Source organism: Spirillospora sp. NPDC052242, from assembly GCF_040679555.1.
Lineage (GTDB): Bacteria > Actinomycetota > Actinomycetes > Streptosporangiales > Streptosporangiaceae > Spirillospora.
In genome coordinates, this window is record NZ_JBFAUZ010000001.1 from 116,720 (window position 1) to 140,090 (window position 23,371).

The window sequence follows — 23,371 nt, forward strand, 5'->3', positions numbered from 1 at the left end:
CGTCCGGACGGATCAGCAGTCGCGCAGTTCCGGCGACTGGTTGAGGATCTGCTCGCGCGCGGTGACGAACGTCGCGTACGCGGCCGGGTCGCCGTCCGCCGGGAACACGGCGACGCGGTGGCAGTTCTGGAACGCGAGCTTCACGCCGAAGTAGCGCTCCAGGGTGCCGCGCATGGCGTCGCTGGCCAGCACGCGCAGCAGCTGGCCGCGCGCCTGCTCGTCCGGCGGCGGCGTCAGGTTGTCGGCGAAGTCGCCGCCGTCGACCTGCAGCCGCGCCACCAGGCCGCTGATCATCTCCCACGCGTACGGGAGGGACGTCCTGATGCACTCGACGAACGCGGCGTCGTCGACTTCGCCGCGCTGTGCCGTCTCGAGGAGTTCCGGGGTCACGTCAAGGGACATTGTGGGGTCCTTTCGCGGACGGATGACACCGGTCCTCGACGCTAATCACGCGTTCCGGCATTTTCCAGGCTTGACAGCGGCACTGACTTGCGCGTCCCGGGCGATCAGCGCGCGGGCGCCGCGCCGCCCCGGCGCGTCGCGGCGGAGCGCGGGCGGCGGATCCGGCCGGGGACCGGCATCCGGTCCGCCCAGTACTCGCGGGCCCGGCGCACCGCCCGTCCGGCCCGCGCGCTCTCCCCCTCGGCCCGCATGTCCCGCGCCCGCTCCCGCATGAGCGCGTACATGATGTCGTTGTGGTACACGACGTTCCCTCCGTCCGCCGGGCCGCGTGTCCGGCCCGACATGGAAAAGGTTCGTCCTAAGGCGCCCGCCCCCACATCGGCACGACGCCTTACTTCCGTCCCGGCGGACGCCTTAGCGCTGTCCGGAACGCCGGAATCTCGTCGGTATCGCGCACTACGTTGATCGTCATGGTCGAAGCCCTGCCCTTGCCGACGGACGAAGACGCACTGATCATCCCGGCGGAGTGGCTCCCGCACGTCCGCCCGAGACGGGGCGGCGTCCCCGGGCCCGCGGTCGACCTCGAAGGGCCGGCCGGCGCGCTCCGGCTGCTGGAGGGCGCGGCCGAGCGCGTCCGGGAGCTGCGCGGCGGGAAGGCGGGGCCCGGCCTGGCCGAGGCCGCGCGCCGCCACCTGGACGGGGAGCCCGACCCGGCGGGCGCGGCGGCGGTCGCGGTCGTCGTGGCGCGCGACGACGACCGCGAGGGCGCCGACCGGTCCCACGTCGCCCGGCACCGCGTCGACCTCGACCAGATGCGGGCGTACCGGTCGTTCGTCGACCACTGGATCGCCGAGCACGGGCTCGTCTTCGCGGCGCTCGCGCTGCTCGAACTGTGCCGGACGGTCGACCATGACGGCTTCGGCAGGCCCGGCCCCGGCCATCCCGCCTACGACCACGTCATATGGGGCCAGACGGGGCCCGGCATGGCGCACCTCCTGCGGCGGGTGCGGACCCTCCTCGCGGCGGCCGGCGACGACGTGTACGCGGAGGCGGACCGGCGGCTGCCGGCCGTCCGCTGGACGTCCGGAACGCAGTGGTACCTGGACTGGCTCGTCGTCTACCTGCTGCCGACACGGCAGGACGACGTGGACCGGTGCCTGGCGCAGGGGCGCCACCCGGGCCTCGACGAGCTGGTGTACTGCTCGCTGGGCCGGGCGGGCCAGGCGGCCGCGGCCCCGGCCGCCTACGCGGCGTTCCACGAGGGGACCCTGGCCACCCTGTTCGACGGCCTCGGGGCGGACGCCCTGCGGCCCCTCGCCCGGCGGCTCAACGACCGGCCGTACCACGAGGAGCGCGACCTGCTCCTCGCCGCGATCTCGCTGGTCCCCACCGACGACGCGCTCCGGATCCTGCTGGACCGGCGCGCCCGTCCGGAGGCGAAGGGGCCGCTCGCGGCGGCGATGGCCCGCTTCCCGGTGCGGGCGGCGCGGCTGCTGGCGGGCCCGTACGCCGACGCCGCCGCGCTGCTGCTGCGCGAGCACGCGCGGTCCCACCGGGACGCGATCACCGCGGCCCTCCCCGGGCTCCCGGAGGCCGTGCGCGGCACCCTGGCCGCGGTCCTCGACCCGGCCCCGCCACTGCCGGACGCGGCCCCGGGCGAGGTGCCCCGGTTCCTCGCGGACGCACCGTGGGAGCGTCCGTCCCGCCCGGTGCGGACCGGCCTCGAGGCCCCGCCGCCCCGGGTCGTCTGGCGGGACGGCGAGCGCGCGGAGTGGCTGGCCGAGCAGCCCAAGGTGCTGCGGCCCGACCAGCCGGACTGGGAGGAGCTCACCGCGCACCGCAACGGGATGCGGTACCCGATGGGCCTCGGCCAGGTCGCGGTGTACGGACCGGAGGACGTCGTACGGTCGCGCATCGCGGACTGGGACGCCCCGGCCGCCCGCAGGCAACTGCCGGTGCGCTTCCTCCTCGCCCGGTTCGGCGCCGACGCGCTGCCGCCGGTGCTGGCGCTCGCGAAGGACCGGCCGGACGACTACGGGGACGCGCTGCTCCCGGTGCTGGACGAACGCGCGGCGCTGCTGGTCGCCGACTGGCTGTCGAAGAACCGCCGCGGCGCGGACGTGGCGCGGGCCTGGCTGGACCGGCACGGCACGGCCGCCGTGCCGCTGCTCGTCCCGTCCGCCCTCGCGACGAAGGCCGCGGCGTGGCGGCCCGCCGAGACCGCGCTGCGGCGCCTCGCCGGCGAGCGGGGGCCCGGCCCGGTCGTCGCGGCCGCGCGGGACGCGCACGGCGACGCGGCGGCGGCCGCGATCGAGGCCCTGCTGTCCGCGCATCCCGCCGAGACCGGCCTGGTCAAGCCCCCGAAGCGGACCTGGACACCGGACGCGGCGGCGCTGCCGCAGGTGCGGCTGCGCGACGGCGCCCGCGCCGTCCCGCGCGCTTCGCTCCCCCGGCTGCTGGACCTGCTGGCGCTGCCCGTCCCGTACCGGGTGGCGGAGCTGCGCGCCGCGTGCGACCCCGCGTCGCTCGCCGCGTTCGGCCGGGCGCTGTTCGAGCTGTGGCGGGACGCGGGCGAGCCCTCGCGGGACGACTGGGCGATGCTCCAGCTCGGCCGGACGGGCGACGACGCGACCGTCCGGCTGCTGGTGCCGCTGCTGCGGACGTGGCCCAGCGAGGGCGGCCGGGCGCGGGCGGCGAAGGCGCTCGGCGTCCTCGGCGGCATCGGCACCGACCCGGCGCTGGCGACCCTGGCGGGCCTCGCGGAGAAGGCGAAACACGCGAGCCTCCGGGAGGCGGCGCGGCGGGAGATCGACGAGCTGGCGCGGCGCCGCGGCCTGACGTCCGAGCAGCTCGCCGACCGGCTCGTCCCGTCCTTCGGGCTGGACGCCGACGGCTCGATGACGCTCGACTACGGCCCGCGGCGGTTCGTCGTCGGCTTCGACGAGGAGCTGAAACCGTACGTCCGGGACGAGCGGGGCAAGCGGCGCGCGTCGCTGCCCAAGCCCGGCGCGGGCGACGACGCGGAGGCGGCGAACGCCGCACGTGCGACGTTCGCCGCGCTCAAGAAGGACGTCCGCGCGGCGGCGTCCGTCCAGATCCACCGGCTCGAGGCGGCCATGCTGGACGGACGCCGCTGGACGGCCCGCGACTTCCGCGAGCACGTCGCCTGGCACCCCTTCCTCCGGCACGTGGCGCGCCGCCTGCTGTGGGTCGCCGAGGACGGCGGCGGCGCGACGGCGTTCCGCATCGCCGAGGACGGGACGTTCGCCGACGTCGACGACGAGCCGTTCGAGCCGTCCGAGTCGTCCCGGGTGGGCGTCGTGCATCCGCTGCACCTGGGCGCGGCCCTGCCCGCGTGGTCCCGGGTGTTCGCCGACTACGAGATCCTGCAGCCGTTCGCGCAGCTCGCCCGGCCCGTCCTCGCCCTCACCGAGGACGAGCGCGGCGGCGGCGAGCTGCACCGGCTCGACGGCGTCACCGTGCCGGTGCAGGCGGTCATGCGGCTGGAGCGGCGCGGGTGGGTGCGGGGCGAGGCGGGCGACGGCGCGGCCCAGACGTCGATCTCCAAGCGCGTCGGCGAGGACCGGTACGTGGTGATCGGCGTCTTTCCGGGCATTTCCGTGGTCGAGCCGTACCGGCACTCCGGCGATCAGGAACTCTCCTACGTGCGGCTCGCCGACTCGCCCCGCGACCGGCCGCGCCCCAAGGACGGGCTCCGGTTCGGCGACCTCGACCCGCTCACCGCCTCGGAGCTGCTCCACGACCTGACCGACCTCGCCGACGAGGCGCTGTGACGGTCCGCCTCAGGTGCGGGCGGGTTCGGGGGCGCGGTCGGCGGGCGGGGCGGACGGCGCCTCGCCCTCCAGGTCCATGTGCGGGACGATCCGGTCGAGCGGGCGCGGGAACCACCAGGCGGCGCGGCCGAGCAGCGCCATGACGGCGGGCACGAGGCCCATCCGGACGACGAACGCGTCGACGGCGACGCCGACCGCGAGCGCGAACCCCATCGACTGGACGATCGGGTCGTGCGAGGCGACGAACCCGCCGAACACCGCGATCATGATGAGCGCGGCGGCCGTCACGACGCGGGCGCCGTCCGCGAAGCCCGACACGACGGCCGTGCGCGGGGCCGCGCCCTTCGCGTGCTCCTCGCGCATCCGCGACACCAAAAAAACCTGGTAGTCCATCGCGAGGCCGAACAGCACGCCGATCAGCAGGATCGGCAGGAAGCTCGCGACCGGCCCGACCCGGTTCACCGGGACGAGGTCGGTGAGCCAGCCCCACTGGTAGACGGCGACGACGGCGCCGAGGGACGCGGCGACGCTGAGCAGGAAGCCGACGACGGCCTTGAGCGGGACGAGCACCGAGCGGAACGCGAGGGTCAGCAGCGCCAGCGAGATCACGGTGATGACGGCGAGGAACGGCGGTAGCGCGTCGCCCAGCTTCCGCGAGACGTCGATGTTCGCGGCGGTCGTGCCGGTGACGGCGACGCCCGGTTCGGCGCGCATCGCCTCGACGAGGTTCTCGGTGGCCGCGGTGTCCGGGCCGTGCTCGGGGATGACGGTGACCGCGGCGATGCGGCCGTCCGGTGACGTGCCGGGCGGGAGGACGGCCGCGACGCCCGGCAGCGCCGAGATGTGCGCGACCGCCCGCTCCGCCGCGGCGGGGCCGCCGTCCACGACGGCGATCAGCGGGCCGTTGAAGCCGGGGCCGAACCCCTCGGCCGTCAGGTCGCCGGCCTGGCGGGCGGTGGTGCTCTCGGGGAAGGACCCGGCGCCGGGCAGGCCGAGCCGCAGGTCGTGGGCGGGGACGGCCATGACGCCGACCAGCGCGAGACCGGCGAGCAGGACGGGCACCGGGCGGCGCACGACGAGCCGCGCCCAGCGCGCGCCGCACCCGGCGCCGTCCCGGGCGCCCCCGCGCAGCCCGGGGACGCGGAACCGGGTGACGGCGCGGCCCGCGAAGCCGAGCAGCGCGGGCAGCAGGGTGAGCGCGGCGAGCACCGCGACGATCACCGCGCCGGCCGCCGACAGGCCCATGACGGTGAGGAACGGGACGCCCGCGACGGCGAGCCCGGCGAGGTTGACCACGACCGTGGCGCCCGCGAACACGACGGCGCCGCCCGCCGTGCCGACGGCGAGCGCGGCGGCGTCCTCGGGGTCCAGCCCGGCGGCGAGGTTCTGCCGGTGCCGCGACAGCACGAACAGCGCGTAGTCGATCCCGACCGCCATCCCGATCATCAGCGCGAGCACCGGCGCGGTCGAGATGATCTCCAGCGGTCCGGTGAGCGCGTACAGCCCGGCCATCCCGACGCCGACGCCCGCGAGCGCGCTGAGCAGCGGCAGCCCGGCGGCGACCAGCGAGCCGAACGTGATCAGCAGCACGACGACCGCGACGCCGACGCCGATGATCTCGCCGGCCCCGCCGACCTCGACCGCCGGCATGAAGGCGTCCCCGCCGAACTCCGCGCGCAGGTCGCCCGCCGATGCCCGCGCCGCGTCCTGCACCGCCTCGCGCGGCGCCTCCCCCAGGTCGTCGACGCGCTCGTCGAACACGACCTGCACGATCGCGATGCGTCCGTCCGGCGAGACGGCCCGGGCGGCGAACGGGTCGACGGCCTGCGCGACGTCCGGCACCCGCCCGACCGCCTGGACGACCGGACGGACGTCGCGCGGGTCGAGCCGTTCGCCGTGCGGCGCCGCGAGGACGACCCGTCCGGAGGCGTTCGCGTACTCGGGCAGGGTCCCGGCGATGCGGTCGAGGGTCTCCTGGGCCTCGGTGCCGGGGACGCGGTACTCCTCGCTCACCTTCCCCGAGTAGGCGGCGGCCGCGCCGCCGAGCGCGGCGAGCAGCGCGAGCCAGCACGCGAGCACGGCGGCGCGGCGCCGGTAGGCGTGGCGTCCGAGCCGGTGCAGCAGGTTCGTCATGCGGTCGTCCCCCTTGAACGTCGGTGTCCCGCCGTTGACTGTACGCACGACTTAGTCAGTCGAACAAGTCGGGTGACAAGGTGAGCGTCGCCACGTTCCCGGACCTCGGTAACCTTGGGTGCCATGGCGCACGTCCCCGCCGCCGAGCGGCGTCCCCAGCTCGTCGAGGCGGCCATCGACCTGATGGCGCGCAAGGGCGTCGAGGCCGGCAGCACCCGGGCCATCGCCGCCGAGCTGGGCGTCGCGCAGGCGACCGTCCACTACACGTTCGGCACGAAACGCGACCTGTACGGCGCGATCGTCGAGCGGCTCGCCGGCGAGATGATCGACCGCGTGTGCGCCGCCGCGCCCGCCGAGGCCGCACCGGGCGCGGAGGGCTTCGCGACGTCCGTCCGGATCATGGCGCGCGCGCTGTGGGACGCCTACGCCGAGCGCCCCGGACGCTTCCGCGTGTTCGACGAGCTGACCGTCATCGGCTCCCGCGACCCCGACATCCGCGAGGCGCTGCGCGAGCACCAGCTCGCCATGGAGCGGACGGCCGCCGAGCTCGTCACCGGCCTCGCCGAGGAGACCGGCGTCACCCTCGCCACCGGCGCCGAGGCCATCGCCCGGTTCTTCCTCGCCGGCTTCGACGGCCTGGTCGACCGGCACCTGATCAGCGACGACGGCACGCACGAGGGCGACCTCGACCGGCTGATCGCCGCGGTGATCCACCTGGCCGTCCACGGCTGAACCGGGCGCCCGCACCCGCCGTCCGCACTAAGCTCGGGCGGGTGCGTCTCGTCATCGCCCGCTGCAGCGTCGATTACGCCGGCAAGCTCACCGCCCATCTCCCGATGGCCCCCCGCCTGGTCCTGATCAAGGCGGACGGCAGCGTGAGCATCCATGCCGACGATCGCGCCTACAAGCCGCTGAACTGGATGAATCCGCCCTGCTCCCTGCGCGAGGAGCCGTACACCGAGAACGGCGCCGTCGCGCGCTGGACGGTGACGCACGGCAAGTCGGGCGAGCGGCTGATCCTCACGATCGAGGAGATCCTGCACGACAGCAGCCACGAGCTCGGGCTCGACCCGGGCCTGCGGAAGGACGGCGTCGAGGCCCACCTGCAGGAGCTCCTCGCCGAGCACATCACCACCCTCGGCGACGGCTACACGCTCATCAGGCGCGAGTACCCGACCGCGATCGGCCCCGTCGACATCCTCTGCCGGGACGCCGACAGCGCCACGGTCGCGGTCGAGATCAAGCGCCGCGGCGAGATCGACGGCGTCGAGCAGCTCACCCGCTACCTCGAACTCCTCAACCGCGACCCGCACCTCGCGCCCGTCCGCGGGGTGTTCGCCGCGCAGGAGATCAAGCCGCAGGCGCGGGTCCTCGCCACCGACCGCGGCATCCACTGCGTGACGCTCGACTACGACGCGCTCCGCGGCATCGAGCACGAGGGCACCCTCTTCTGACGTCCCGTCCCGCCCGGCCCCGTCACCAGATAGACACCTGAGCTGGACGGGCACGATGCGTCCTGCGTCGCGGCGCCCCCCGACGGCCGGTTGGTGCTCGCGGGCGACCGCGACGGGACCGTCCGGGTGTGGGAACTCGACTGGGAGCCGGGCCCGCCGCCGGGGGCGGCCGGCGGCGCGCGTCCGGTGGGGCGGGCGGGCGTCAGGAGACGGTGCGGGTGATTTTGAGAGCCGAGCCGACCTTGAACTCGCCGGTGAAGGTGATGGTCTCCCCGTCGGCGTCCACGCCGGGGCAGCCGGTCGAACCGTCCTCGTTGGCGGCCGAATACGGGCGGGCGACCCCGGTGCGGTACTTCAGGATCCGGGTGTTGTTGTTATAGGTCGCGGTGACGTCACCGAAAGCGAACTTGCAGTTGTCACCGAAGACCGTGATGCCCCACGGGGAGTACAGGTCCCGTCTGAGAGTGGTCGTGCCCGTGGCGGCGTCGTATCCGGTGGCGACGTACCGGAGACGGCCGTTGCCCGCCCCCGGGTAACTCGATTATCGCCAAGATCAACGACCGCTTTCGGCCATACCGCGAGCGGTTTCGCGGCAACCCCATAACGGTTCAGCGCGCGCATTGAGCCATTACCGGTCGGACCGATATTCGCCACCGGCGGCGATGAAGCCGACCGCGACTTCACCCCGCGTTCACGAGCGGGGCACTGACATCTAATGAACATTAGTGTACATATGGCTGGGTGAGGGCCCTCCTGCGCACCCCCCGGCTCCGGACGAAGCTGCTGTTCACGGTCGTGGCCGTGCTGCTCTACCGGATCGGGCAGAACGTGCCGAGCTTCGGCGCGGACGTCGCGGCGCTCCGCGACGCCGCCGCCGCGGCCGTCCGCGACGACCCGGCGTACGCCCTGCTCGACCTGCTCACGGGCGGCGGGCTGCTGCACCTCTCGGTTCTCGGCCTCGGGGTGTTCCCGCACGTCGCCGCAGCCGTCGCGATGGGCTTGCTCACCCCCGCGATCCCCCGCCTGCGGGCGCTCGCCGCCGAGCCGCGCGGCGCCGCCCGGATCGGGCGGTACGCCGACGTCCTCGCCGTCGGCATGGGCGCCGCGATGGGCGCCGCCGTCGCGATCGCGGCCCGCGAACGCGACGTCCTGACCGGCGCGGGCCCCGTCGCGGTCGCGGCGTCCATGACGGCCGGGACGGTGCTCACGGCGTGGCTGCTCCGGCTGGTCGCGGCGCGCGGCTTCGGCCACGGCCTCGCGCTGCTGTTCTTCACGCAGGTCTGCGCCGTCTTCCCCCGCCTCCTGGCGGACGTGCGGGCCACCGAGGGCACCGGGGCGTTCGCCGCCGCGCTCGCCGTCGTCCTGCTCACGGCCCTGCTCGCCGTCGCCGCGCTGATCGTCTTCACGCAGGCCGAACGGCGGGTGCCCGTCCAGTACGCCCGCCGGACGGTCGGCGTCCGCGCGCCCCGGAGCGAGAAGGCGTACATCCCCGTCCACCTGCACCGCACCGGACTCCGCGCCGTGCTGATCGCGCTCGCCCTCCTGCACGTGCCCGCGCTCGCCGCCCGCCTCCGGCCCGGCGGCGGGGTTCCCGACGGCCTGTGGACGGCGCCCCTGCACGGCGGCACCTGGTTCATGCTCGCCCTGTTCGCGCTCGCCGTCCTCGCGAAGGCCGCCTCCCCGCTCGGGACCCTGGACGTCGACGGCACCGCGAACCGGCTCGCGCGCGAGGGCGCGTTCGTCCCCGGGATCCGCCCCGGACGCCCGACCGCCGACTACCTCGCGTACGTGCGGTCGCGCGTCGGGTTCACGACCCCGCTCGTCCTCGGGGCCCTCGCGGTGCTGCCGCACGCGGCGCTCGCCCTGGCCGGCGTCGGCGCGCCGCACCTCGGGACGTCCGTCCTGATCGTCCTCGGCGCCGGGCTCGGCACCGCGACCCGGACCGTGAAGCAGGCCGTGCTCGAACAGAAACTGCACGAATACGCGCCCTACCTTCCGACGGCTTCCACGAAAGGCTGAAACCGGATCGAGCCGAACGGAATTGTTCGGCGAACAGACCGGATGCGTTAACGCGGAACGTCGTCCGTGCTGCGAAACTGCGACCGTCCGACCAGCGGAGAGGGAATCCCCCATGCGCCCCAGAATCCGAACGGCCGCGGCGCTCCTGCCCGTTCTGGCCCTGACCGTGGCCTGCCAGAACGAGCCCGAGAACGCGCTCTGGCAGATCCAGCCCGGCATGACCGTCTACATCGACGGATGGGACCAGGACGGCGACGTGGGCGACCAGGCATTGGTCGAGCAGAAGAGCTCGCAGATGTGGGTGATTCCACGGGACGCGGAATTCCGCTACTCCCGCGGACTCGGCTTCACCGTCGAAGTGCAACTCGACCGCGCCCGCGGTTTCGTCGTCACCGACCTCGGCGGCGTGCAGGTCGGCCGCGACCACGACCACTGCCTGGAGGACGGCGAGACGTACGCGACCCTCGACGTCCAGCCGAACACCCTCCGGTGGGAGCCGAACGTGTCCGAGGGCGACATGAGCAACGACGACTGCGTCGTGGGTCCCGACATCGACTGATCCCCAACCGAACGGTTGGCACCGCGCCCGCGCGGTGTTACCGTCGTGCCCAACCAACTAGTTGGAGGGCGCATGTTCAGAACGCGGATCCTCGCGGCGTCGGCGGTGGCCGGCGCCGCGGCGCTGGGCGCGACGGCCATGGCGGTGTCCGAGGACGACGGCGAGGTCCGCGACCTCGCCGCCCCGTCCCGTCCCGCGACGGCGCCGACGGAACTCCCCGTGCCCGCCGGGTGGCGCGTCGCGGACACCCGCACCGAGAACCACGACGACACCCCGGTCACGGTGACGCGGTACGAGCGGGACGGCCGCCGCACCCTCGGCGCCGAACACGTCTCGACGGTCGTGGCCCGCGACGGGACCCTGCTCGGCTACACGCGCATGATCGCCGGCGCGTCCGGCGACCTCCTCCCGGAGGAGCGCGCCCGCGAGGCCGCCCTCGGCTGGCTCCGCCGGCACGCGCCCGAGTACGCGCGCGGCCTGGACGTCCAGTGGGTCGACCGCCACGACGAGCGCGTCCGCACGCCCGACGGGCGCGAGCACGTCGTCCCGGGCATGAAGGTCAAGGCGCGCCACGAGTCGGGCCTGTACGCGTGGGTGATCGTGGACGGCACCGGACGCGTCGTCACCTACGAGCGCGACGTCCGCTGGGACTCGTCGGCGGGCCGCCGCGGCACCGAGATGTGGATGCACGACTCCTGGGTCGCCGCCCGCGAGGGCACGGGCCCCCAGCCCGCCGCCCCCTACGCCGTCGCCTGACCGGTCAGGGGCGGGGACCGAGGTCGCGGATGGTCCGGGCGAGGGCGCGGACGGCGTCGTTCTCGGCATCGCGGCGCCAGACCAGGGCGTACGACAGGGGCGGCGTGTCCGGCAAGGGCAGCCACCGGATGTGCGGCATGGCCCAGTACTTCGTGACGTGGGCGGGAAAGCCGTGGACGATCTCGCCCGTGCTGACCAGGTGGATGAGGTCGTCGCCGTTGGTGACGATCTGGCTGCGCTCGATGGGGCGGCCCCGCGGGGTCTCGAACGGCAGGTAGCGGTCCTCCCAGTAGACCGGCATGGCGGGGGCCGTGGCATGCCGGCGCCCCGCGAGCGCCTCCAGCGGCACCGACGACCGCGCGGCCAGCTCGTCGTCCGCGGACACGGCGAGCAGCCGCGCATCGGTGAACAGGACCGGGCCCACGGCCAGGTCGGGTTCCTCCACCGGCAGCCACACGATCAGGGCGTCCAGTTCACCGGCGCGGAGCCGCGCGAACGGGTCGGTGAACGGGGCGCGGCGGATCTGCAGCCGCCACTGCGGGTGCCGGGAGCGGAAGGCGTCCCAGAAGGGATGCAGGTCGGCGGTGTTGAACGGCAGCATGCCGACGCGCAGGACGTCGGTGACGCCGAGGGCGGCCAGCCGTGCGCGTTCCAGGCTCTCGTGCAGGCCCGCGTAGACGGGACGGAGGTCGTCGTGGAGCCGGCGGCCCAGCGCGGTCAGGCGGATCTGGCGGCGGTTGGAGCGGTCGAACAGCGCCCCGCCCAGGTGGCGCTCCTGCTGCCGGATCGCCTGGCTGACCCGCGCCTGGGACACGTGGAGGCGCTCGGCGGTGCGGCCGAAGTGCAGCTCCTCGGCCAGCGTCAGGAAAATTTCGATGTCACGCAGCTCCACCGGCGTCCCTCTCGGGTCATAACCCGTGCGTTATCGGCATGTGCGCGAAGTTTACGTTGATCGCGACCTGCACTCCGACGAAGGTTGGTGATGCCGCCGGCGGCCCTTCACCGTGCCCCTTCGGGGCCGCGTCCCCCTCCGAGAGGAACCGACCATGCAAGCGCGCATGACCAATCCCGCCTTCGTGCTGCCCGACGGCATGAAGGGCATCGGCGCCATCTTCAAGGCCGTGAACCAGGGCGGCATCTCCCACGAACTGCAGGAGCTTGTCGGCCTGCGCGCCAGCCAGATCAACGGCTGCTCGGCGTGCGTCCACGCCCACAACGCCAACCTGGTCAAGGCCGGGGAGACCACCGAGCGGATCGCCGCGGTCTCCGCATGGCGCGAGGCGCCGTTCTTCACCGACTCCGAGCGTGCGGCCCTGGAGCTGACCGAGGCGGTCACCCGGCTGGCCGACCGCTCCGGCGACGCCGTGGACGACGAACTGTGGGAGCAGGTCGCCGACCATTTCGACGAGAAGCAGATCGCCGCGCTGATCCTGCTGATCGGCGTGACGAACATGTTCAACCGCCTCAACGCGTCCATCAAGGAACCCGCCGGCACCTCCTGGACCTGACCCGGGACGGCACCGGCCCGGGCACCCGGACCGGTGCCGCTCCCCCTGGCCGAACCGAACGCGGCTCGGTAGCGTGGCGACCATGGACGTCTACGACGATCTCGCGGCGGAGTTCGATCGGCTCGACGAGGTCCTCACGGGCCTGGACGCCCCCGCCTGGGAACGTCCGTCCGCGTGCGCGGGATGGTCGATCGGCGACGTGGTGCTCCACCTGGCCCAGACCAACGAGCTCGTCCTCGCCTCCGCCGCCGGACACGACTCGGCGTTCCAACGCGAACCCGGCGTCGCCCTGGACGACATGATGGACCGGCTCGTCGCGGACGGCCATCGCCTGGCTCGCCCACCGCACCCTCCCGTACGCGCTCGCCGCGGCAGGCGAACAGGCGGGACCCGTCCGATGCGAACTGACCGCCCCCGACGGCGACACCTGGGAGTTCGGTGATCCGCAGGCCGAGTCGGTGATCCGCGGCCCCGCGTCCGAGTTCTGCCGCGTCGGCGCCCGCCGCCTCCCCGCCGAACGATCGACGCTGACCACGCAGGGCCCGCACGCCGCCCTCGCGCTCCGCCACCTGCGGAACTACGCGCTCTGACTACCGCTTGAGCTCGTCCAGCAACACCCGGAACGCCGCGGCCCCGAGGACGAGATGCCCACCCTCAGGCTTCTTGCTGTCCCGCACCCCGACCCCACCAGGCAAAGCAGCGACCTCCACGCACGCATCCCCCTGCGATCCACTTCTCCGCGACTTCCGCCACCGGGTCACTTGCACCGCTCAACCAACTTGCGGAAGGCAGCGGGAGTGAGAATGAGATGGCCAGCCTCAGGGTCCTTGCTGTCACGAACCCCGATGCCATCCGGAAGCGCGGCAATCTCCACACACTGGGCGGACGTTCCGTCGACGGAGCGGCTTGCCTTTCGCCAATCAGGATATGTCACCCTAGCGCCTCCATAGCTCGCTGAATCATCTCTTCCGTGGAGTCCACAGGGAGCGCTTTCGCTCCAATGCGCTCAAAGCGCATCCTCAGCGCACGCGCGCCATCGACGTCCCGGATAAGACGTCCGCCGGTGGCGGCCTCAATATAACCGATTTCTCCCTCACGCACAGTCATGATCTTGAACGCGCCGTCCAGCGCTTCGGAAGCACCCGATCGACAAGGGACGATACGCAAAGTGATGTTGGGTCGACCTGCCGACTCCTGAAGGTGCGCGAGTTGAGCCAGCATGACCTCCTTTCCACCGACAGGCCACGTCAGAACGTTTTCGGTGATCAGGACCCAGAGTTCCGGCGGTTCGGACCGGGAAAGAACCTTCTGACGTCCAAGGCGGCCAGCGAGTGCCTTTTTCACCACCTCTTCGCTGTTATGTCCGCTCTCCAGGAGACACCGGGCATAGTCGGGCGTTTGGAGAAGGGCCGGAACTACCTGTCCGTTGAACATCTGAACCATTGCGGCGCGACCCTCGAAGTTGGTGTAGGTCGCCAACCACTGCGGCTCTGGGGCGAGGCGGGCGTACCACAGCGCAGCCGCGAAAAACCTCCCCAGTCTCCACTCTTTGTCTAGCTTTGCCGCCTGCTTCTCCGTCAAGCGGGCTTCCCCGCCCTCGAGTCTGGAAATCGTGGCACGCGAGCAGTTGAGGAGCTTGGCCACATCGTCACCCGTCCAGCCACGCTCGACACGCTGAAACCGCAGTTGGTACGCGATCCATGCCCACATGCTCGCCAGCGGGTCGGGGGGTTCGTTCGTCACCTGGTCCAGCCTTTCAAGATCGGCGCATTTCCAGATCTTGCGGGGGCACGCGACAACGGTAAGCCGCCGAGCGCACTCTGTCACCGGGAATCGACAATCGGTGAGGTGACCATGTCCAGTGAGCCACATACGCTCGTGATCAAGGCGGATCCGGGGGCGATCAAGCAGGTGCGCGACTTCGTCGCGGTGACGTTCGGGGCGTGGCGGCTGGACGACGACGTCGCCCGGACCGTGATCAGCGAGCTGGCGACCAACGCGATCCGGCACGGGTCGCGGGCGGGCGACCCCGTGGTCGTCCGGGCCTACCGGCGGGACGACGGCGCGGCGGTGGTGGAGGCGTGGGACGTGTCGGACGCGCCGCCGATCGTCCGTCCGGTGGACTTCGCCGCCGAGTCGGGGCGCGGGCTCCTGCTCATCGAGGCGCTCGTGCGCCGCTGGGGCACCCGTCCGCTGAGCGAGGGCGGGAAGGTCGTGTGGGCCGAACTCGAACCGGTGCCCGCGTGAACGAGAGCGTGCTGCTGCTGTTCCTGCAGCGGCTCTTCCCCGAGTGGGCGATCACGCGGGACCGGGACGACGTGTGGCGCGCGACGGGCCGCGTCCACATCTCGGCGTCCTCCAGCGACGGCCTCCTGGACATGCTCGCCGCGGCGGACCCCGGCGCGGCGGACCGGGTGACGCGGTTCTTCCGTCCGGAACATGGCCGGACGTAGCGCGGGTCAGAGGCGGCCGAGGGCTTGGGCCAGGGCGGTGGCGGTGTCTGCGATCACCTTGTCGTCGTGCGGGGTGTCGTCGGTGGTGCGGTTGGTGAGGACGGAGAGGATCATCGGGGCCTTCGTCCCGGGCGACCAGACGATCGCGATGTCATTGGCGGTGCCGTGGTTCGACGCGCCGCCGGTGCCGGTCTTGTCGCCGACCGTCCAGTCCGTGGGCAGCCCGGCCTTGATCCGCTTGGCGCCGGTGAGGCTGGCCTTCAGCCAGCCGACCAGCCGTTCGCGGTCACGGGGGTGGAGGGCCTTGCCGGTGGTGAGTTCGGCGAAGGTGCGGGCCGACGCGGCGGGGGTGGTGGTGTCGCGGACCTGGCCGGGCTCCCACTCGGTCAGGTACGGCTCGGGACGGTCGAGGCGGCTCACCCGGTCGCCGGTGGAGCGGAAGTACGCCGTGAGGCCGGACGGTCCGCCGATCTGCTCCAGCAGCATGTTGCCCGCGAAGCCGTCGGACTTGGTGATCCCCGCGCGGCACAACTGGGCGGGCGTCATGCCGGTGTCGGTGTACTCGGTGGTCTCCGGCGAGTTCCCGGTCAGCCCGGACATGTCGTCGGACGTCCAGCGGATCACCTTGTCCATGAGCCCGGGGCTGTCGGTCCGCGCCTTGTGCAGGACGGCGGAGCATGCGAACACCTTGAACATCGAGTTGAACGGGAAGCGTTCGCCGGAGCGGTAGCCGACGGTCTTGCCGGTGGCCAGGTCGATGCCCACCGCGCCGATGCGGGCGTTGTAGGACGTTTCCAGTTCGGCCAGCGTCTTTTCCAGGGCGGCGTTCGAGGCGACGGTGCCGGTGTCGGCGGCGGGTATCGCGACGCGGGTGTCGGCGGGGGCGGCTCCGCAGGCGGCGCCGGCGAGCAGCGCGCAGGTGGTGAGCGCCGCGACGCCCAGGCGGCGAAGAGGTCGTGTCATGCGCGCTAGAAGATCACCGGCAGTTCGAGTGTGTCCAATACCGATATGGATCAGCATTCGATATTCGGATGGATATGGCTGCTCGTCACCCGGCCGTCAGGCGGGCTCGGGCGATCTCGCGGGAGACGCGACGAGGCGGGCGCGGTCGTCGGCGCGGCTCACGACTCCGGGCTCCCCTCTGACGGGAGGGTCAGCCGCGCGCGGCCGCCAGCCAGCGACGTACCTGGGGCAGCGCGGTGCCGCCGCTGTCGGCGTCGATGTCGGCGGCCAGGTCGGCGATGGTGACGCTCGTTAGTGCGGTGGACCAGGCGTCCTGGGCGGCCGCCATGGCACGCGCGATGGCGCAGGGGCGTGCGCATCGGTCGGCGGGGACGGCGAGCGGTCCGTTCTGCCGGATTTCGGTACACCGATAGGCGGGCTCGGTTCCGTCGATGGCCCGGACGACCTCCAGCACGGTGATCGCGGACGCGGGGCGGGTGAGGGTGTAACCACCGGCCTGCCCCGCGGTGGAGCGCACGATGCCCGCCCGGGACAGCGCTTGCAGATGCTTGGCCAGGTAGGCCGGGGGGATGGCGTGGAGCTCCGCGATCCGCGTCGCCGGTACCGGCTCCGCGGCCTGGCTGAGCGTGACGCAGCCGTGCAGCGCCCATTCCACCCCATTGGACAGCTTCATGACCCCACCCTATCGGAACTCGGACACCGAATATCCGAGTTGTGATACAACTCGGACATCAAACGTCCAAGATCATGGAGAAGCTCATGACGCTGACCCGGGAACCGGAGGCGCGCCGGGCGCGCGCGGCTCTGGGCGCGGCGGCCGTGGCCCTGTTCGTCGCGGCGGCCAACCTGCGACCGGCGATCGCCGCAGTGTCACCGCTGGTGGACCGCATCCGCGCCGACATGAAACTGTCGGCCGCGGACATCTCACTGCTGACGACCATCCCGACCCTGGCCATGGGACTGTGCGCCCCGCTGGCGGCGGTCGTCGCCCGCCGGATCGGACTACAGCACGCGGTGCTGCTGGGACTCGCCATCATCGCGGCCGCGACGGCGGCCCGCGGGATCGGCGGCTCGACGGCACTGCAACTGAGCTGTGCCGCCGTCGTCGGTGCCGGGATCGCGATCGCCCAGACGCTGCTGCCCGTGGTGGTCAAGACGCGGTTCGCCGACCGCGCGAGCCTGGTCACCGGCATCTACACCGCCGGCCTGGGGCTGGGCGGCGCGGTCGCCGCCGGGGTCAGCGCACCGCTGGCGGACGCACTGGACTCCTGGCCCGGCGCGCTGGGGTCCTGGAGCGTGCTCGCACTCGCGGGGATGGTGGTGTGGCGGGCCGCCAAGGGCCCGCTCGGCCTGGACGCCTTCGCGAGCCCCGCCGGACCGGCCACTCGCGGCCTGCCCTGGCGCAGCGCCGCGGCCTGGCGCATCACGGCGCTGTCCGCCGGGAACTCCGGGCTCTACTACTGCGAGTTGGCCTGGGTGGCACCACTGCTCCACGATGACGCGGGCCACAGCGCCCCCGGGGCGGGGGCACTGCTCACCGTGATGATCGCCGTCCAGGTCGTCGCGATGCTGGCCGTCCCCATGCTGCTGGGCGAACGCACCGACCGGCGCGTCGGACTGGCGTTGACCACGGCACTGACCGCTGTCGGCTTCGCCGGACTGGCGGCCGCCCCGGACACCGCGTCCTGGGTCTGGATCCTGGCGCTGGGCATCGGGCACGGCGGCCTCTTCCCTCTGGTGCTCACGCTGCCGGTGGCGATCGGCCGGGACGCCGCCGAGGCCGGGAGGATCAGCGCGATGGCGTTCTTCGTCGGCTACGCCTGCGCCGCGCTGGCACCGCTGCTGATCGGCTTTCTGCGCGACGGCCTGGGCGACTTCCACCTGGCCTTCGGCCTGCTGAGCGGGTTGACCATGGCGATGCTGCTCCCCATCGCCCGGCTGCACGATCGTTCCGGCAGGACGCGACAATCCTGAGCGGACCTCGCGTTCCGCCTCATCGAGTCCGGGGTACGTGCAGGCCGCCCACCCGCGGCGCCGCGGACAGGCGAGACGACTCGGCACCGGGCTCGTCTAGTCGAACACGAGGCGACGTGCCGGATCGTCCCTCGTCCGGCTGCCGCCGGTGCTCCGGACCGCCTCGGAGAACGCGGCCTGGCGACGGCCGGGTGCGGGGCCGCGGACGCCGATCATGCCCCCGGCGCCGTCCATGCACGGGGACGGCGACGCGGCCCCCCGTTCCGGCCGCGCGCCGGGGGCGCCGGGCGGGGTCGGTCACCGGGCACGGCCCGGTAATGTTCAGGGCATGCCCCCGGTCGCCTCCGACGCCACCCGTGAGCGCATCATCGACGCCGCCGAAGAGTGCTTCGGCCGGTTCGGGGTGGCCAAGACCACGGTCGAGGACATCGCCGCCGCGGCGAAGCTGTCCCGGGCGACGGTCTACCGGGCCGTCACCGGGGGACGCGACGAACTGATCCTCGCCGTCGTGGTGCGCGACCTGCTGCGCTTCCTCGACCACCTCACCGACCGGCTCCGCAGGGAGCGGTCGGTGCCGGAGGCGATCGTCGAGGGCACGCTGGACGCGGTCGAGTACGTCCGCGGCGCGCCGACGATCGCGCACTTCCTCGTGCCGGAGGCGGCGGGGCACATGCAGGCGGCCGTGGCGGGGGCGGCCGAGCACGTCCTCGACCTGTGCTGCGAGTACGTCCGGCCCCACTTCGAGCGCGCGCAGCGGCAGCGGACGCTCAGGCCGGACATCGAGGTGGAGGGCACGGTGGAGTTCCTCTTCCGGATCATCACCTCGCTGATCGTGATGGACCGCGACCGGGACGCCGACGGGCTGCGCCGCTTCCTGCGCACCTACGTCGTGCCCGCCATCGCGGCGGAAGGGGCATGACATGACGGACATCGCGCAGGGCACGCGGGGAGGTTCGGCCGTCCGGCCGAGCCCGGTGTTCCTGCTGATCGTGGCGGCGACCGCCCTGGCGGGGCTGGTGACGTGGCGGTACGGGCAGATCACCGACCAGCCGGCCCGGATCGCGCTGTTCGTGTTCGTGCTGGCCGGGTGGATCCTGTCGCTGTGCCTGCACGAGTTCGGGCACGCCTACACGGCGTTCCGCTCCGGGGACCACAGCGTCGCGACCAAGGGCTACCTGACGCTCAACCCGTTCAAGTACGCCGACATGGTGCTGAGCTTCGCGATCCCGGTGCTGTTCATCCTGCTCGGCGGCATCGGCCTGCCGGGCGGCGCGGTGTGGATCGACCGGCACTCGATCCGCGGGAAGATCCGGCACAGCCTCATCTCGGCGGCGGGCCCGCTGTCGAACATCCTGTTCGCGATCGTCCTGGCCGTCCTGCTCAACACCCTCGCGGACGACTCCCACAGCGTCTTCTGGGTCGGCGTGGCGTTCCTGGCGTTCCTGCAGGTGACGGCCGCGATCCTGAACCTGCTGCCGATCCCCGGCCTGGACGGCTTCGGGATCATCGAGCCGTACCTGCCGCGGAGCTGGGTGCGGCAGGCGAACCAGTACGCGGGGTACGCGTTCCTGGTGCTGGTCGCGCTGCTGTGGCTCGGCCCCATCAACGAGGGCTTCTTCAACGTCGTCTACTACATCACCGACGCGATCGGCCTGGAGGAGCTGCAGATCGCGATCGGCCACGCCCTGTTCCAGTTCTGGCAGGATTGACCCGGGCGCCTCAGCCCGCGAGGTGGCGGACGATCCGGGCGAGCTGCTCGGCGTAGCGTTCGCGGAACCCGGGGGACGCGGGGTCTTCGCCGAGGACGTCCCGGACGACCGTCGGCCGGGTGATCGGCAGCGACACCAGCGCGTGCAGGGCGAGCATCACGTAGCCGGGTTCGAGGTCGTCGGCGATCTCGCCGGCGGCCTTGCGGCGCTCCATGTCCGACAGGTCCTCGGGCGACTCGGGCCGCGCCTCGCCGGGGTCCTCGGTGAGGCCGCGCCATGCCTCGAGCCGCGAGCCGCGCGGGTCGTCCAGCGCGTTGCGCAGGTACCGGACGACGAGCTCGTGCAGCGGGACGCCGGGGTCGTTGAACTCGGCCTCGCGCTCCAGCCAGCGGCGGCCGAGCTCGCGGTACAGGCCCTCCTTGCCGCCGAAGTGGTAGCTGATCAGCTGCTTGTTGACCCCGGCCCGGTCGGCGATGTCCTGGACGCGGGCCCCCGCGTACCCCTTGGCGGAGAACTCGTCCAGCGCCGCCTCCAGGAGGAGCCTGCGCGTGCGCTCGGCGTCGAGCCTGCGCTCGTCCGGTTCCGGCGCCCGCCGCGCCCGTGGCCTGCGTTCCGTCACGCGGCCATCGTAACCGCGCGCCCGCCACTTCATCCACTTGGTTGACAACTTCATCCGTTTGGTTGAACCTGGAGCGGTTCCCAACGGAAAGCGAGTACCGCCATGTTCCTCGTCACCGGAGCCACCGGTAACGTCGGCCGCCACGTGGTCGGCGAGCTGCTCTGCGCGGGCGCGAAGGTCCGCGCCCTCACCCGCGACCCGGCGACCGCGCGGCTGCCCGCCGATGCCGAGGTCGCCCGCACCGCCGACATGCCGCTGGACGGCGTCACGGCGATCTTCCTCAACCCCGCGGCGTTCTGGGACGGGCTCGGCGACCTGCTCCCCCGCGCCGCCGAGCACGGCGTCCGCCGCGTCGTCCTGCTGTCGTCGGCCGCCGCGCTCGACCCCGACCCGGCCAACGAGCTCGCCGCGCACCACCTCGCGTTCGAGGCCGCGATCGAGGACTCCGGGCTCGAGTGGACGTTCGTGCGCCCCGGCGAGTTCGCGTCCAACGCGCTGGGCTGGCGGGACGCGATCCGCGCCGGACGTCCGGTGCGCGAGCCGTACGCGGCGGCCCGCTCGACGCCCGTCCACGAGCGTGACGTCGCCGCCGTCGCGGGCCGCGCCCTGCTGACGGACGCGCTGCTGGGCATGCGTCCGGTGCTGAGCGGCCCCGAGGCGCTGACGAGCCCGGACAAGGTCCGCGCCATCGCCGACGCGACCGGCCTCCCGGCGTCCTTCGAGGAGATCACCCCGGAGGAGGCGCGCGAGGAGATGCTGGCGCTGCCCTACATGCGGGAGGGCCTGGTGGACGTCCTGCTGCGCCTGCGCGCGGACGCCGTGGACACCGCCGTCGAACCGACCGGCGAGGTCGAGCGCATCACCGGACGTCCGGGGCGCACGTTCGCCGACTGGGCCGCCGACCACGCCGACGACTTCCGCTGACCCAGGCCGCGGCCCCACCGGCGGGCCGGGCCGCCGCGCCCCCGAGGGCGGCGGCCCGGCGGACGGCGGCCCGCGCTAGCGGGCGGGCTCGTCGAACGACCGCATCTCGGCGCTGGCCCACTCGAACCAGTCGCGGCGCATCGCGATGGACCGCCTGCCGTACTCGATGACGAGCCGTCCGTAGCGCGAGAGGTCGTCGTCGTCCCAGTCCACGGTCTCGTCGAGGGCGGCGAGGCCGTCCAGGGCGCTGTTCAGCCGGTCGGTCTGGGCCCGCATGAACTCCTGCGCCTCCCCCGGCGTGACGCCGCCGAGCAGGAAGACGCGGAGCAGCGTCTCGTCGCGCATCGGCTTCTTGGGCTCGGCCTCCACCAGCCAGCGGTGCAGCTCGGCCCGCCCCGCCTCGGTGATCGTGTACTCCCTGCGGCCGCGCGGGCCCTCGTCGGCCGCGTCGATGAGCCCGGCGTCGGCGAGCTTCCCGAGTTCGCCGTAAACCTGGCTCTGCGTGGCCGGCCACACGTTCGCGAGCGAGATCTCGAACATCTTCAGCAGGTCGTAGCCGCTGGCTCCGTCCAGTTCGGCGATCAGTCCCAGCACGGCGTGTCGCAGGCTCATGGCGTCCACCCTACATTCCTCTCTTGACATGTCACAAATAGAATGTCTAGGTTCGACCTGTCAGAAGTGGAATGTGCACCCGAGGTGACCCCGACCGCGCCGAAGTACCGTCCGCCCCACCGAAAGGCAGGATTCACCATGACCCAGGACACCGGCATGTGGCTCGACGGGCATCTCGCCCCGGTCCCGGACGAGATCGAGGCGCTGGACCTGCCCGTCACCGGCGCCCTCCCGCCCGAACTGGCCGGACGCTACTTCCGCAACGGCCCCAACCCCCGGCCGGGACAGCCGAGCGGCCACTGGTTCACCGGCCCGGGGATGATCCACGGCGTGCGGCTCCGCGCGGGCCGCGCCGAGTGGTACCGCAACCGCTGGGTCCGGACCCGGGAGCTCACCGAGGACGCCCCGTACGTGCGGGACGACGGGACCCTCGACCTCACCGCCGTCCCCGCGAACACCCACGTCGTCCCGCACGCCGGCGAGATCCTCGCGCTCGTCGAGGCCGGGCTCCCCCACGCGGTGTCGCCCGACCTCGAGACGCTCGGCACCCGCGACTTCGGCGGGCGCCTCACCACCGCGATGACCGCGCACCCCAAGCAGGACCCGGCGACCGGCGAGCTGCTGTTCTTCGGCTACGGCGTCTTCCCGCCGCACCTCACCTACCACCGTCTCGCGGCGGACGGACGCCTCGTGGAGAGCCGCGAGATCGAGGTGCCCGCGGGCACGATGATGCACGACTTCGCGATCACCGAGAACCACGTCGTCTGGCTCGACCTGCCCGTCGTCTTCGACGTCGACCTGGCGACGGGCGGGACGTCCATGCCGTTCCGCTGGGACGACGCGTACGGGGCGCGGCTCGGCGTCATGCGCCGGGACGCCGCCGGGGGCGTCCGCTGGTTCGACGTCGACCCGTGCTACGTCTTCCACGTCGGGAACGCGCACGAGGACGCGGCGGGCCGGATCGTCCTCGACGCCGTCCGCTACGCGCCCGGCGACTTCATGTCCGTGTGGGCGATGATCGGCGGCTCCGCCGATCCCGCCCGCGAGGCCGGGCTGCTCGACAAGGCGAGCCTGCACCGCTGGACGCTCGACCCCGCGACCGGGCGCGCCGCCGAGGAGCGGCTGGACGACCGGCCCATCGAGTTCCCCACCCACGACGACGCCCGGACGGGCCTGCCGCACCGGTACCTCTACACGGTGTCCGGGAACGCGATCGTGAAGTACGACGTGCGCGACGGCTCGTCGTCCACGCGCGAGTTCGACGGCGACGTCCACGTGGGCGAGGCGGTGTTCGTCCCGGCCGAGGGCGCGCGCGCAGAGGACGAGGGCTGGCTGCTGTCGATCGTGTCCGGCTCGTCCGGCGCCGACCTCGTCGTCCTGGACGCGATGGACGTCGCCCGCACCGTCGCGTCCGTCCGCCTGCCCCGCCGGGTCCCGGCCGGGTTCCACGGGAGCTGGATCCCCGACGCCTGACCGCGGCACGGCGGCCGGC

General features: G+C 73.0%; 28 protein-coding genes. 17 read left to right on the plus strand and 11 right to left on the minus strand.

Annotated features, from left to right (window positions below):
- Positions 1–12 precede the first annotated feature (12 nt).
- Together AB0L25_RS00640 and AB0L25_RS00645 are read right to left on the minus strand one after the other, a co-directional pair.
- Complete coding sequence (locus AB0L25_RS00640; protein ID WP_500167157.1) at positions 13–402, minus strand: SCO5389 family protein; 390 nt, start codon at positions 400–402, stop codon at positions 13–15.
- A gap of 104 nt (positions 403–506) precedes the next feature.
- On the minus strand, positions 507–704 hold the full coding sequence (locus AB0L25_RS00645; protein WP_500167159.1) for a hypothetical protein: 198 nt from the start codon (positions 702–704) through the stop codon (positions 507–509).
- A 168-nt stretch (positions 705–872) separates the two neighbouring features.
- Here AB0L25_RS00645 and AB0L25_RS00650 point away from each other — a divergent pair, with 168 nt between their 5' ends.
- Positions 873–4,196 (plus strand): DUF4132 domain-containing protein, encoded by a 3,324-nt coding sequence (locus tag AB0L25_RS00650; protein ID WP_500167161.1) that lies wholly within the window; start codon positions 873–875, stop codon positions 4,194–4,196.
- Positions 4,197–4,205: 9 nt separating this feature from the next.
- Here AB0L25_RS00650 and AB0L25_RS00655 read toward each other — a convergent pair whose 3' ends face one another.
- A complete protein-coding gene (locus AB0L25_RS00655) occupies positions 4,206–6,329 on the minus strand; it encodes an MMPL family transporter (RefSeq protein ID WP_500167163.1) in 2,124 nt (707 codons plus the stop codon).
- Positions 6,330–6,452: 123 nt separating this feature from the next.
- Here AB0L25_RS00655 and AB0L25_RS00660 point away from each other — a divergent pair, with 123 nt between their 5' ends.
- The 6 genes from AB0L25_RS00660 to AB0L25_RS00685 all read left to right on the plus strand — a co-directional run bounded on the left by AB0L25_RS00660 (position 6,453) and on the right by AB0L25_RS00685 (position 11,117).
- On the plus strand, positions 6,453–7,061 hold the full coding sequence (locus AB0L25_RS00660; RefSeq protein ID WP_500167165.1) for a TetR/AcrR family transcriptional regulator: 609 nt from the start codon (positions 6,453–6,455) through the stop codon (positions 7,059–7,061).
- 41 nt (positions 7,062–7,102) lie between these two features.
- Entirely contained in the window at positions 7,103–7,783 is a 681-nt protein-coding gene (nucS, locus tag AB0L25_RS00665; protein WP_500167167.1) for an endonuclease NucS, read from the plus strand.
- Positions 7,784–7,825: 42 nt separating this feature from the next.
- Positions 7,826–8,005 carry a WD40 repeat domain-containing protein gene (locus AB0L25_RS00670; protein WP_500167605.1) on the plus strand — a complete coding sequence of 60 codons (180 nt, stop codon included), beginning with the start codon at positions 7,826–7,828 and terminating at the stop codon, positions 8,003–8,005.
- A 519-nt stretch (positions 8,006–8,524) separates the two neighbouring features.
- Positions 8,525–9,802, plus strand: a complete 1,278-nt coding sequence (locus AB0L25_RS00675) for a hypothetical protein (RefSeq protein ID WP_500167169.1) — start codon at positions 8,525–8,527, stop codon at positions 9,800–9,802.
- 112 nt (positions 9,803–9,914) lie between these two features.
- Positions 9,915–10,361 carry a hypothetical protein gene (locus AB0L25_RS00680; RefSeq protein WP_500167170.1) on the plus strand — a complete coding sequence of 149 codons (447 nt, stop codon included), beginning with the start codon at positions 9,915–9,917 and terminating at the stop codon, positions 10,359–10,361.
- A 72-nt stretch (positions 10,362–10,433) separates the two neighbouring features.
- Positions 10,434–11,117, plus strand: coding sequence for a hypothetical protein (locus AB0L25_RS00685; protein ID WP_500167172.1), 684 nt, complete (start codon positions 10,434–10,436; stop codon positions 11,115–11,117).
- A gap of 4 nt (positions 11,118–11,121) precedes the next feature.
- On the opposite strand, the gene AB0L25_RS00690 is transcribed toward AB0L25_RS00685, so the two are convergent.
- On the minus strand, positions 11,122–12,009 hold the full coding sequence (locus AB0L25_RS00690) for a LysR family transcriptional regulator (RefSeq protein WP_500167174.1): 888 nt from the start codon (positions 12,007–12,009) through the stop codon (positions 11,122–11,124).
- 166 nt (positions 12,010–12,175) lie between these two features.
- On the opposite strand from AB0L25_RS00690, the gene AB0L25_RS00695 reads away from it, so the two are divergent.
- The 3 genes from AB0L25_RS00695 (at position 12,176) to AB0L25_RS00705 (ending at position 13,215) form a co-directional block, all read left to right on the plus strand.
- Positions 12,176–12,625 (plus strand): carboxymuconolactone decarboxylase family protein, encoded by a 450-nt coding sequence (locus AB0L25_RS00695; RefSeq protein WP_500167176.1) that lies wholly within the window; start codon positions 12,176–12,178, stop codon positions 12,623–12,625.
- 82 nt (positions 12,626–12,707) lie between these two features.
- Positions 12,708–13,067 (plus strand): maleylpyruvate isomerase N-terminal domain-containing protein, encoded by a 360-nt coding sequence (locus AB0L25_RS00700; protein ID WP_500167178.1) that lies wholly within the window; start codon positions 12,708–12,710, stop codon positions 13,065–13,067.
- A 16-nt stretch (positions 13,068–13,083) separates the two neighbouring features.
- On the plus strand, positions 13,084–13,215 hold the full coding sequence (locus AB0L25_RS00705) for a hypothetical protein (protein WP_500167180.1): 132 nt from the start codon (positions 13,084–13,086) through the stop codon (positions 13,213–13,215).
- On the opposite strand, the gene AB0L25_RS00710 is transcribed toward AB0L25_RS00705, so the two are convergent.
- From AB0L25_RS00710 to AB0L25_RS00720, 3 genes are read right to left on the minus strand one after another with little or no spacing between them, the layout of a single operon-like run.
- Positions 13,216–13,392 carry a DUF397 domain-containing protein gene (locus AB0L25_RS00710; RefSeq protein ID WP_500167182.1) on the minus strand — a complete coding sequence of 59 codons (177 nt, stop codon included), beginning with the start codon at positions 13,390–13,392 and terminating at the stop codon, positions 13,216–13,218.
- Positions 13,383–13,559: a DUF397 domain-containing protein gene (locus tag AB0L25_RS00715; protein ID WP_500167184.1), complete on the minus strand. Its 177-nt coding sequence runs from the start codon at positions 13,557–13,559 to the stop codon at positions 13,383–13,385. Before AB0L25_RS00715 ends, AB0L25_RS00710 begins: the two co-directional genes overlap by 10 nt.
- The gene (locus AB0L25_RS00720; protein WP_500167186.1) at positions 13,556–14,368 is read right to left on the minus strand and encodes a helix-turn-helix domain-containing protein; all 813 of its coding nucleotides are present in this window, start codon (positions 14,366–14,368) and stop codon (positions 13,556–13,558) included. The genes AB0L25_RS00715 and AB0L25_RS00720 overlap by 4 nt, the downstream gene beginning before the upstream one ends.
- 111 nt (positions 14,369–14,479) lie before the next feature.
- Here AB0L25_RS00720 and AB0L25_RS00725 point away from each other — a divergent pair, with 111 nt between their 5' ends.
- Positions 14,480–14,872: an ATP-binding protein gene (locus AB0L25_RS00725; protein ID WP_500167607.1), complete on the plus strand. Its 393-nt coding sequence runs from the start codon at positions 14,480–14,482 to the stop codon at positions 14,870–14,872.
- Positions 14,869–15,078: a hypothetical protein gene (locus AB0L25_RS00730; RefSeq protein WP_500167188.1), complete on the plus strand. Its 210-nt coding sequence runs from the start codon at positions 14,869–14,871 to the stop codon at positions 15,076–15,078. Before AB0L25_RS00725 ends, AB0L25_RS00730 begins: the two co-directional genes overlap by 4 nt.
- Before the next feature lie 6 nt (positions 15,079–15,084).
- Here AB0L25_RS00730 and bla read toward each other — a convergent pair whose 3' ends face one another.
- On the minus strand, positions 15,085–16,041 hold the full coding sequence (gene bla / locus AB0L25_RS00735) for a class A beta-lactamase (protein ID WP_500167190.1): 957 nt from the start codon (positions 16,039–16,041) through the stop codon (positions 15,085–15,087).
- 190 nt (positions 16,042–16,231) lie between these two features.
- Entirely contained in the window at positions 16,232–16,714 is a 483-nt protein-coding gene (locus AB0L25_RS00740; RefSeq protein ID WP_500167192.1) for an RrF2 family transcriptional regulator, read from the minus strand.
- 74 nt (positions 16,715–16,788) lie between these two features.
- On the opposite strand from AB0L25_RS00740, the gene AB0L25_RS00745 reads away from it, so the two are divergent.
- From AB0L25_RS00745 to AB0L25_RS00755, 3 genes are all read left to right on the plus strand, one after another.
- Positions 16,789–18,015 carry an MFS transporter gene (locus tag AB0L25_RS00745; RefSeq protein WP_500167194.1) on the plus strand — a complete coding sequence of 409 codons (1,227 nt, stop codon included), beginning with the start codon at positions 16,789–16,791 and terminating at the stop codon, positions 18,013–18,015.
- A 328-nt stretch (positions 18,016–18,343) separates the two neighbouring features.
- Positions 18,344–18,934 carry a TetR/AcrR family transcriptional regulator gene (locus AB0L25_RS00750; RefSeq protein ID WP_500167196.1) on the plus strand — a complete coding sequence of 197 codons (591 nt, stop codon included), beginning with the start codon at positions 18,344–18,346 and terminating at the stop codon, positions 18,932–18,934.
- A 1-nt stretch (position 18,935) separates the two neighbouring features.
- Positions 18,936–19,724 (plus strand): site-2 protease family protein, encoded by a 789-nt coding sequence (locus AB0L25_RS00755; protein WP_500167198.1) that lies wholly within the window; start codon positions 18,936–18,938, stop codon positions 19,722–19,724.
- Between the two features lie 10 nt (positions 19,725–19,734).
- Here AB0L25_RS00755 and AB0L25_RS00760 read toward each other — a convergent pair whose 3' ends face one another.
- On the minus strand, positions 19,735–20,343 hold the full coding sequence (locus AB0L25_RS00760) for a TetR family transcriptional regulator (RefSeq protein WP_500167200.1): 609 nt from the start codon (positions 20,341–20,343) through the stop codon (positions 19,735–19,737).
- Between the two features lie 102 nt (positions 20,344–20,445).
- Between AB0L25_RS00760 and AB0L25_RS00765 the strand changes: the two genes are divergently transcribed.
- The gene (locus AB0L25_RS00765; RefSeq protein WP_500167202.1) at positions 20,446–21,267 is read left to right on the plus strand and encodes an SDR family oxidoreductase; all 822 of its coding nucleotides are present in this window, start codon (positions 20,446–20,448) and stop codon (positions 21,265–21,267) included.
- A 75-nt stretch (positions 21,268–21,342) separates the two neighbouring features.
- Here the strand turns inward: AB0L25_RS00765 and AB0L25_RS00770 are convergent, their stop codons facing one another.
- Entirely contained in the window at positions 21,343–21,879 is a 537-nt protein-coding gene (locus AB0L25_RS00770) for a PadR family transcriptional regulator (RefSeq protein ID WP_500167204.1), read from the minus strand.
- 138 nt (positions 21,880–22,017) lie between these two features.
- Here AB0L25_RS00770 and AB0L25_RS00775 point away from each other — a divergent pair, with 138 nt between their 5' ends.
- Complete coding sequence (locus AB0L25_RS00775; RefSeq protein WP_500167206.1) at positions 22,018–23,352, plus strand: carotenoid oxygenase family protein; 1,335 nt, start codon at positions 22,018–22,020, stop codon at positions 23,350–23,352.
- Positions 23,353–23,371: the final 19 nt, after the last annotated feature.

Excerpts from the sequence above, each read along its gene's own strand:
- AB0L25_RS00640 (WP_500167157.1), bottom strand. The coding sequence starts at position 402 with ATGTCCCTTGACGTGACCCCGGAACTCCTCGAGACGGCACAGCGCGGC.
- AB0L25_RS00650 (WP_500167161.1), top strand. The coding sequence starts at position 873 with ATGGTCGAAGCCCTGCCCTTGCCGACGGACGAAGACGCACTGATCATC.
- AB0L25_RS00655 (WP_500167163.1), bottom strand. The coding sequence starts at position 6,329 with ATGACGAACCTGCTGCACCGGCTCGGACGCCACGCCTACCGGCGCCGC.
- AB0L25_RS00660 (WP_500167165.1), top strand. The coding sequence starts at position 6,453 with ATGGCGCACGTCCCCGCCGCCGAGCGGCGTCCCCAGCTCGTCGAGGCG.
- AB0L25_RS00680 (WP_500167170.1), top strand. The coding sequence starts at position 9,915 with ATGCGCCCCAGAATCCGAACGGCCGCGGCGCTCCTGCCCGTTCTGGCC.
- AB0L25_RS00685 (WP_500167172.1), top strand. The coding sequence starts at position 10,434 with ATGTTCAGAACGCGGATCCTCGCGGCGTCGGCGGTGGCCGGCGCCGCG.
- AB0L25_RS00695 (WP_500167176.1), top strand. The coding sequence starts at position 12,176 with ATGACCAATCCCGCCTTCGTGCTGCCCGACGGCATGAAGGGCATCGGC.
- AB0L25_RS00700 (WP_500167178.1), top strand. The coding sequence starts at position 12,708 with ATGGACGTCTACGACGATCTCGCGGCGGAGTTCGATCGGCTCGACGAG.
- AB0L25_RS00725 (WP_500167607.1), top strand. The coding sequence starts at position 14,480 with ATGTCCAGTGAGCCACATACGCTCGTGATCAAGGCGGATCCGGGGGCG.
- bla (WP_500167190.1), bottom strand. The coding sequence starts at position 16,041 with ATGACACGACCTCTTCGCCGCCTGGGCGTCGCGGCGCTCACCACCTGC.
- AB0L25_RS00740 (WP_500167192.1), bottom strand. The coding sequence starts at position 16,714 with ATGAAGCTGTCCAATGGGGTGGAATGGGCGCTGCACGGCTGCGTCACG.
- AB0L25_RS00745 (WP_500167194.1), top strand. The coding sequence starts at position 16,789 with ATGGAGAAGCTCATGACGCTGACCCGGGAACCGGAGGCGCGCCGGGCG.
- AB0L25_RS00750 (WP_500167196.1), top strand. The coding sequence starts at position 18,344 with ATGCCCCCGGTCGCCTCCGACGCCACCCGTGAGCGCATCATCGACGCC.
- AB0L25_RS00755 (WP_500167198.1), top strand. The coding sequence starts at position 18,936 with ATGACGGACATCGCGCAGGGCACGCGGGGAGGTTCGGCCGTCCGGCCG.
- AB0L25_RS00765 (WP_500167202.1), top strand. The coding sequence starts at position 20,446 with ATGTTCCTCGTCACCGGAGCCACCGGTAACGTCGGCCGCCACGTGGTC.
- AB0L25_RS00770 (WP_500167204.1), bottom strand. The coding sequence starts at position 21,879 with ATGAGCCTGCGACACGCCGTGCTGGGACTGATCGCCGAACTGGACGGA.
- AB0L25_RS00775 (WP_500167206.1), top strand. The coding sequence starts at position 22,018 with ATGACCCAGGACACCGGCATGTGGCTCGACGGGCATCTCGCCCCGGTC.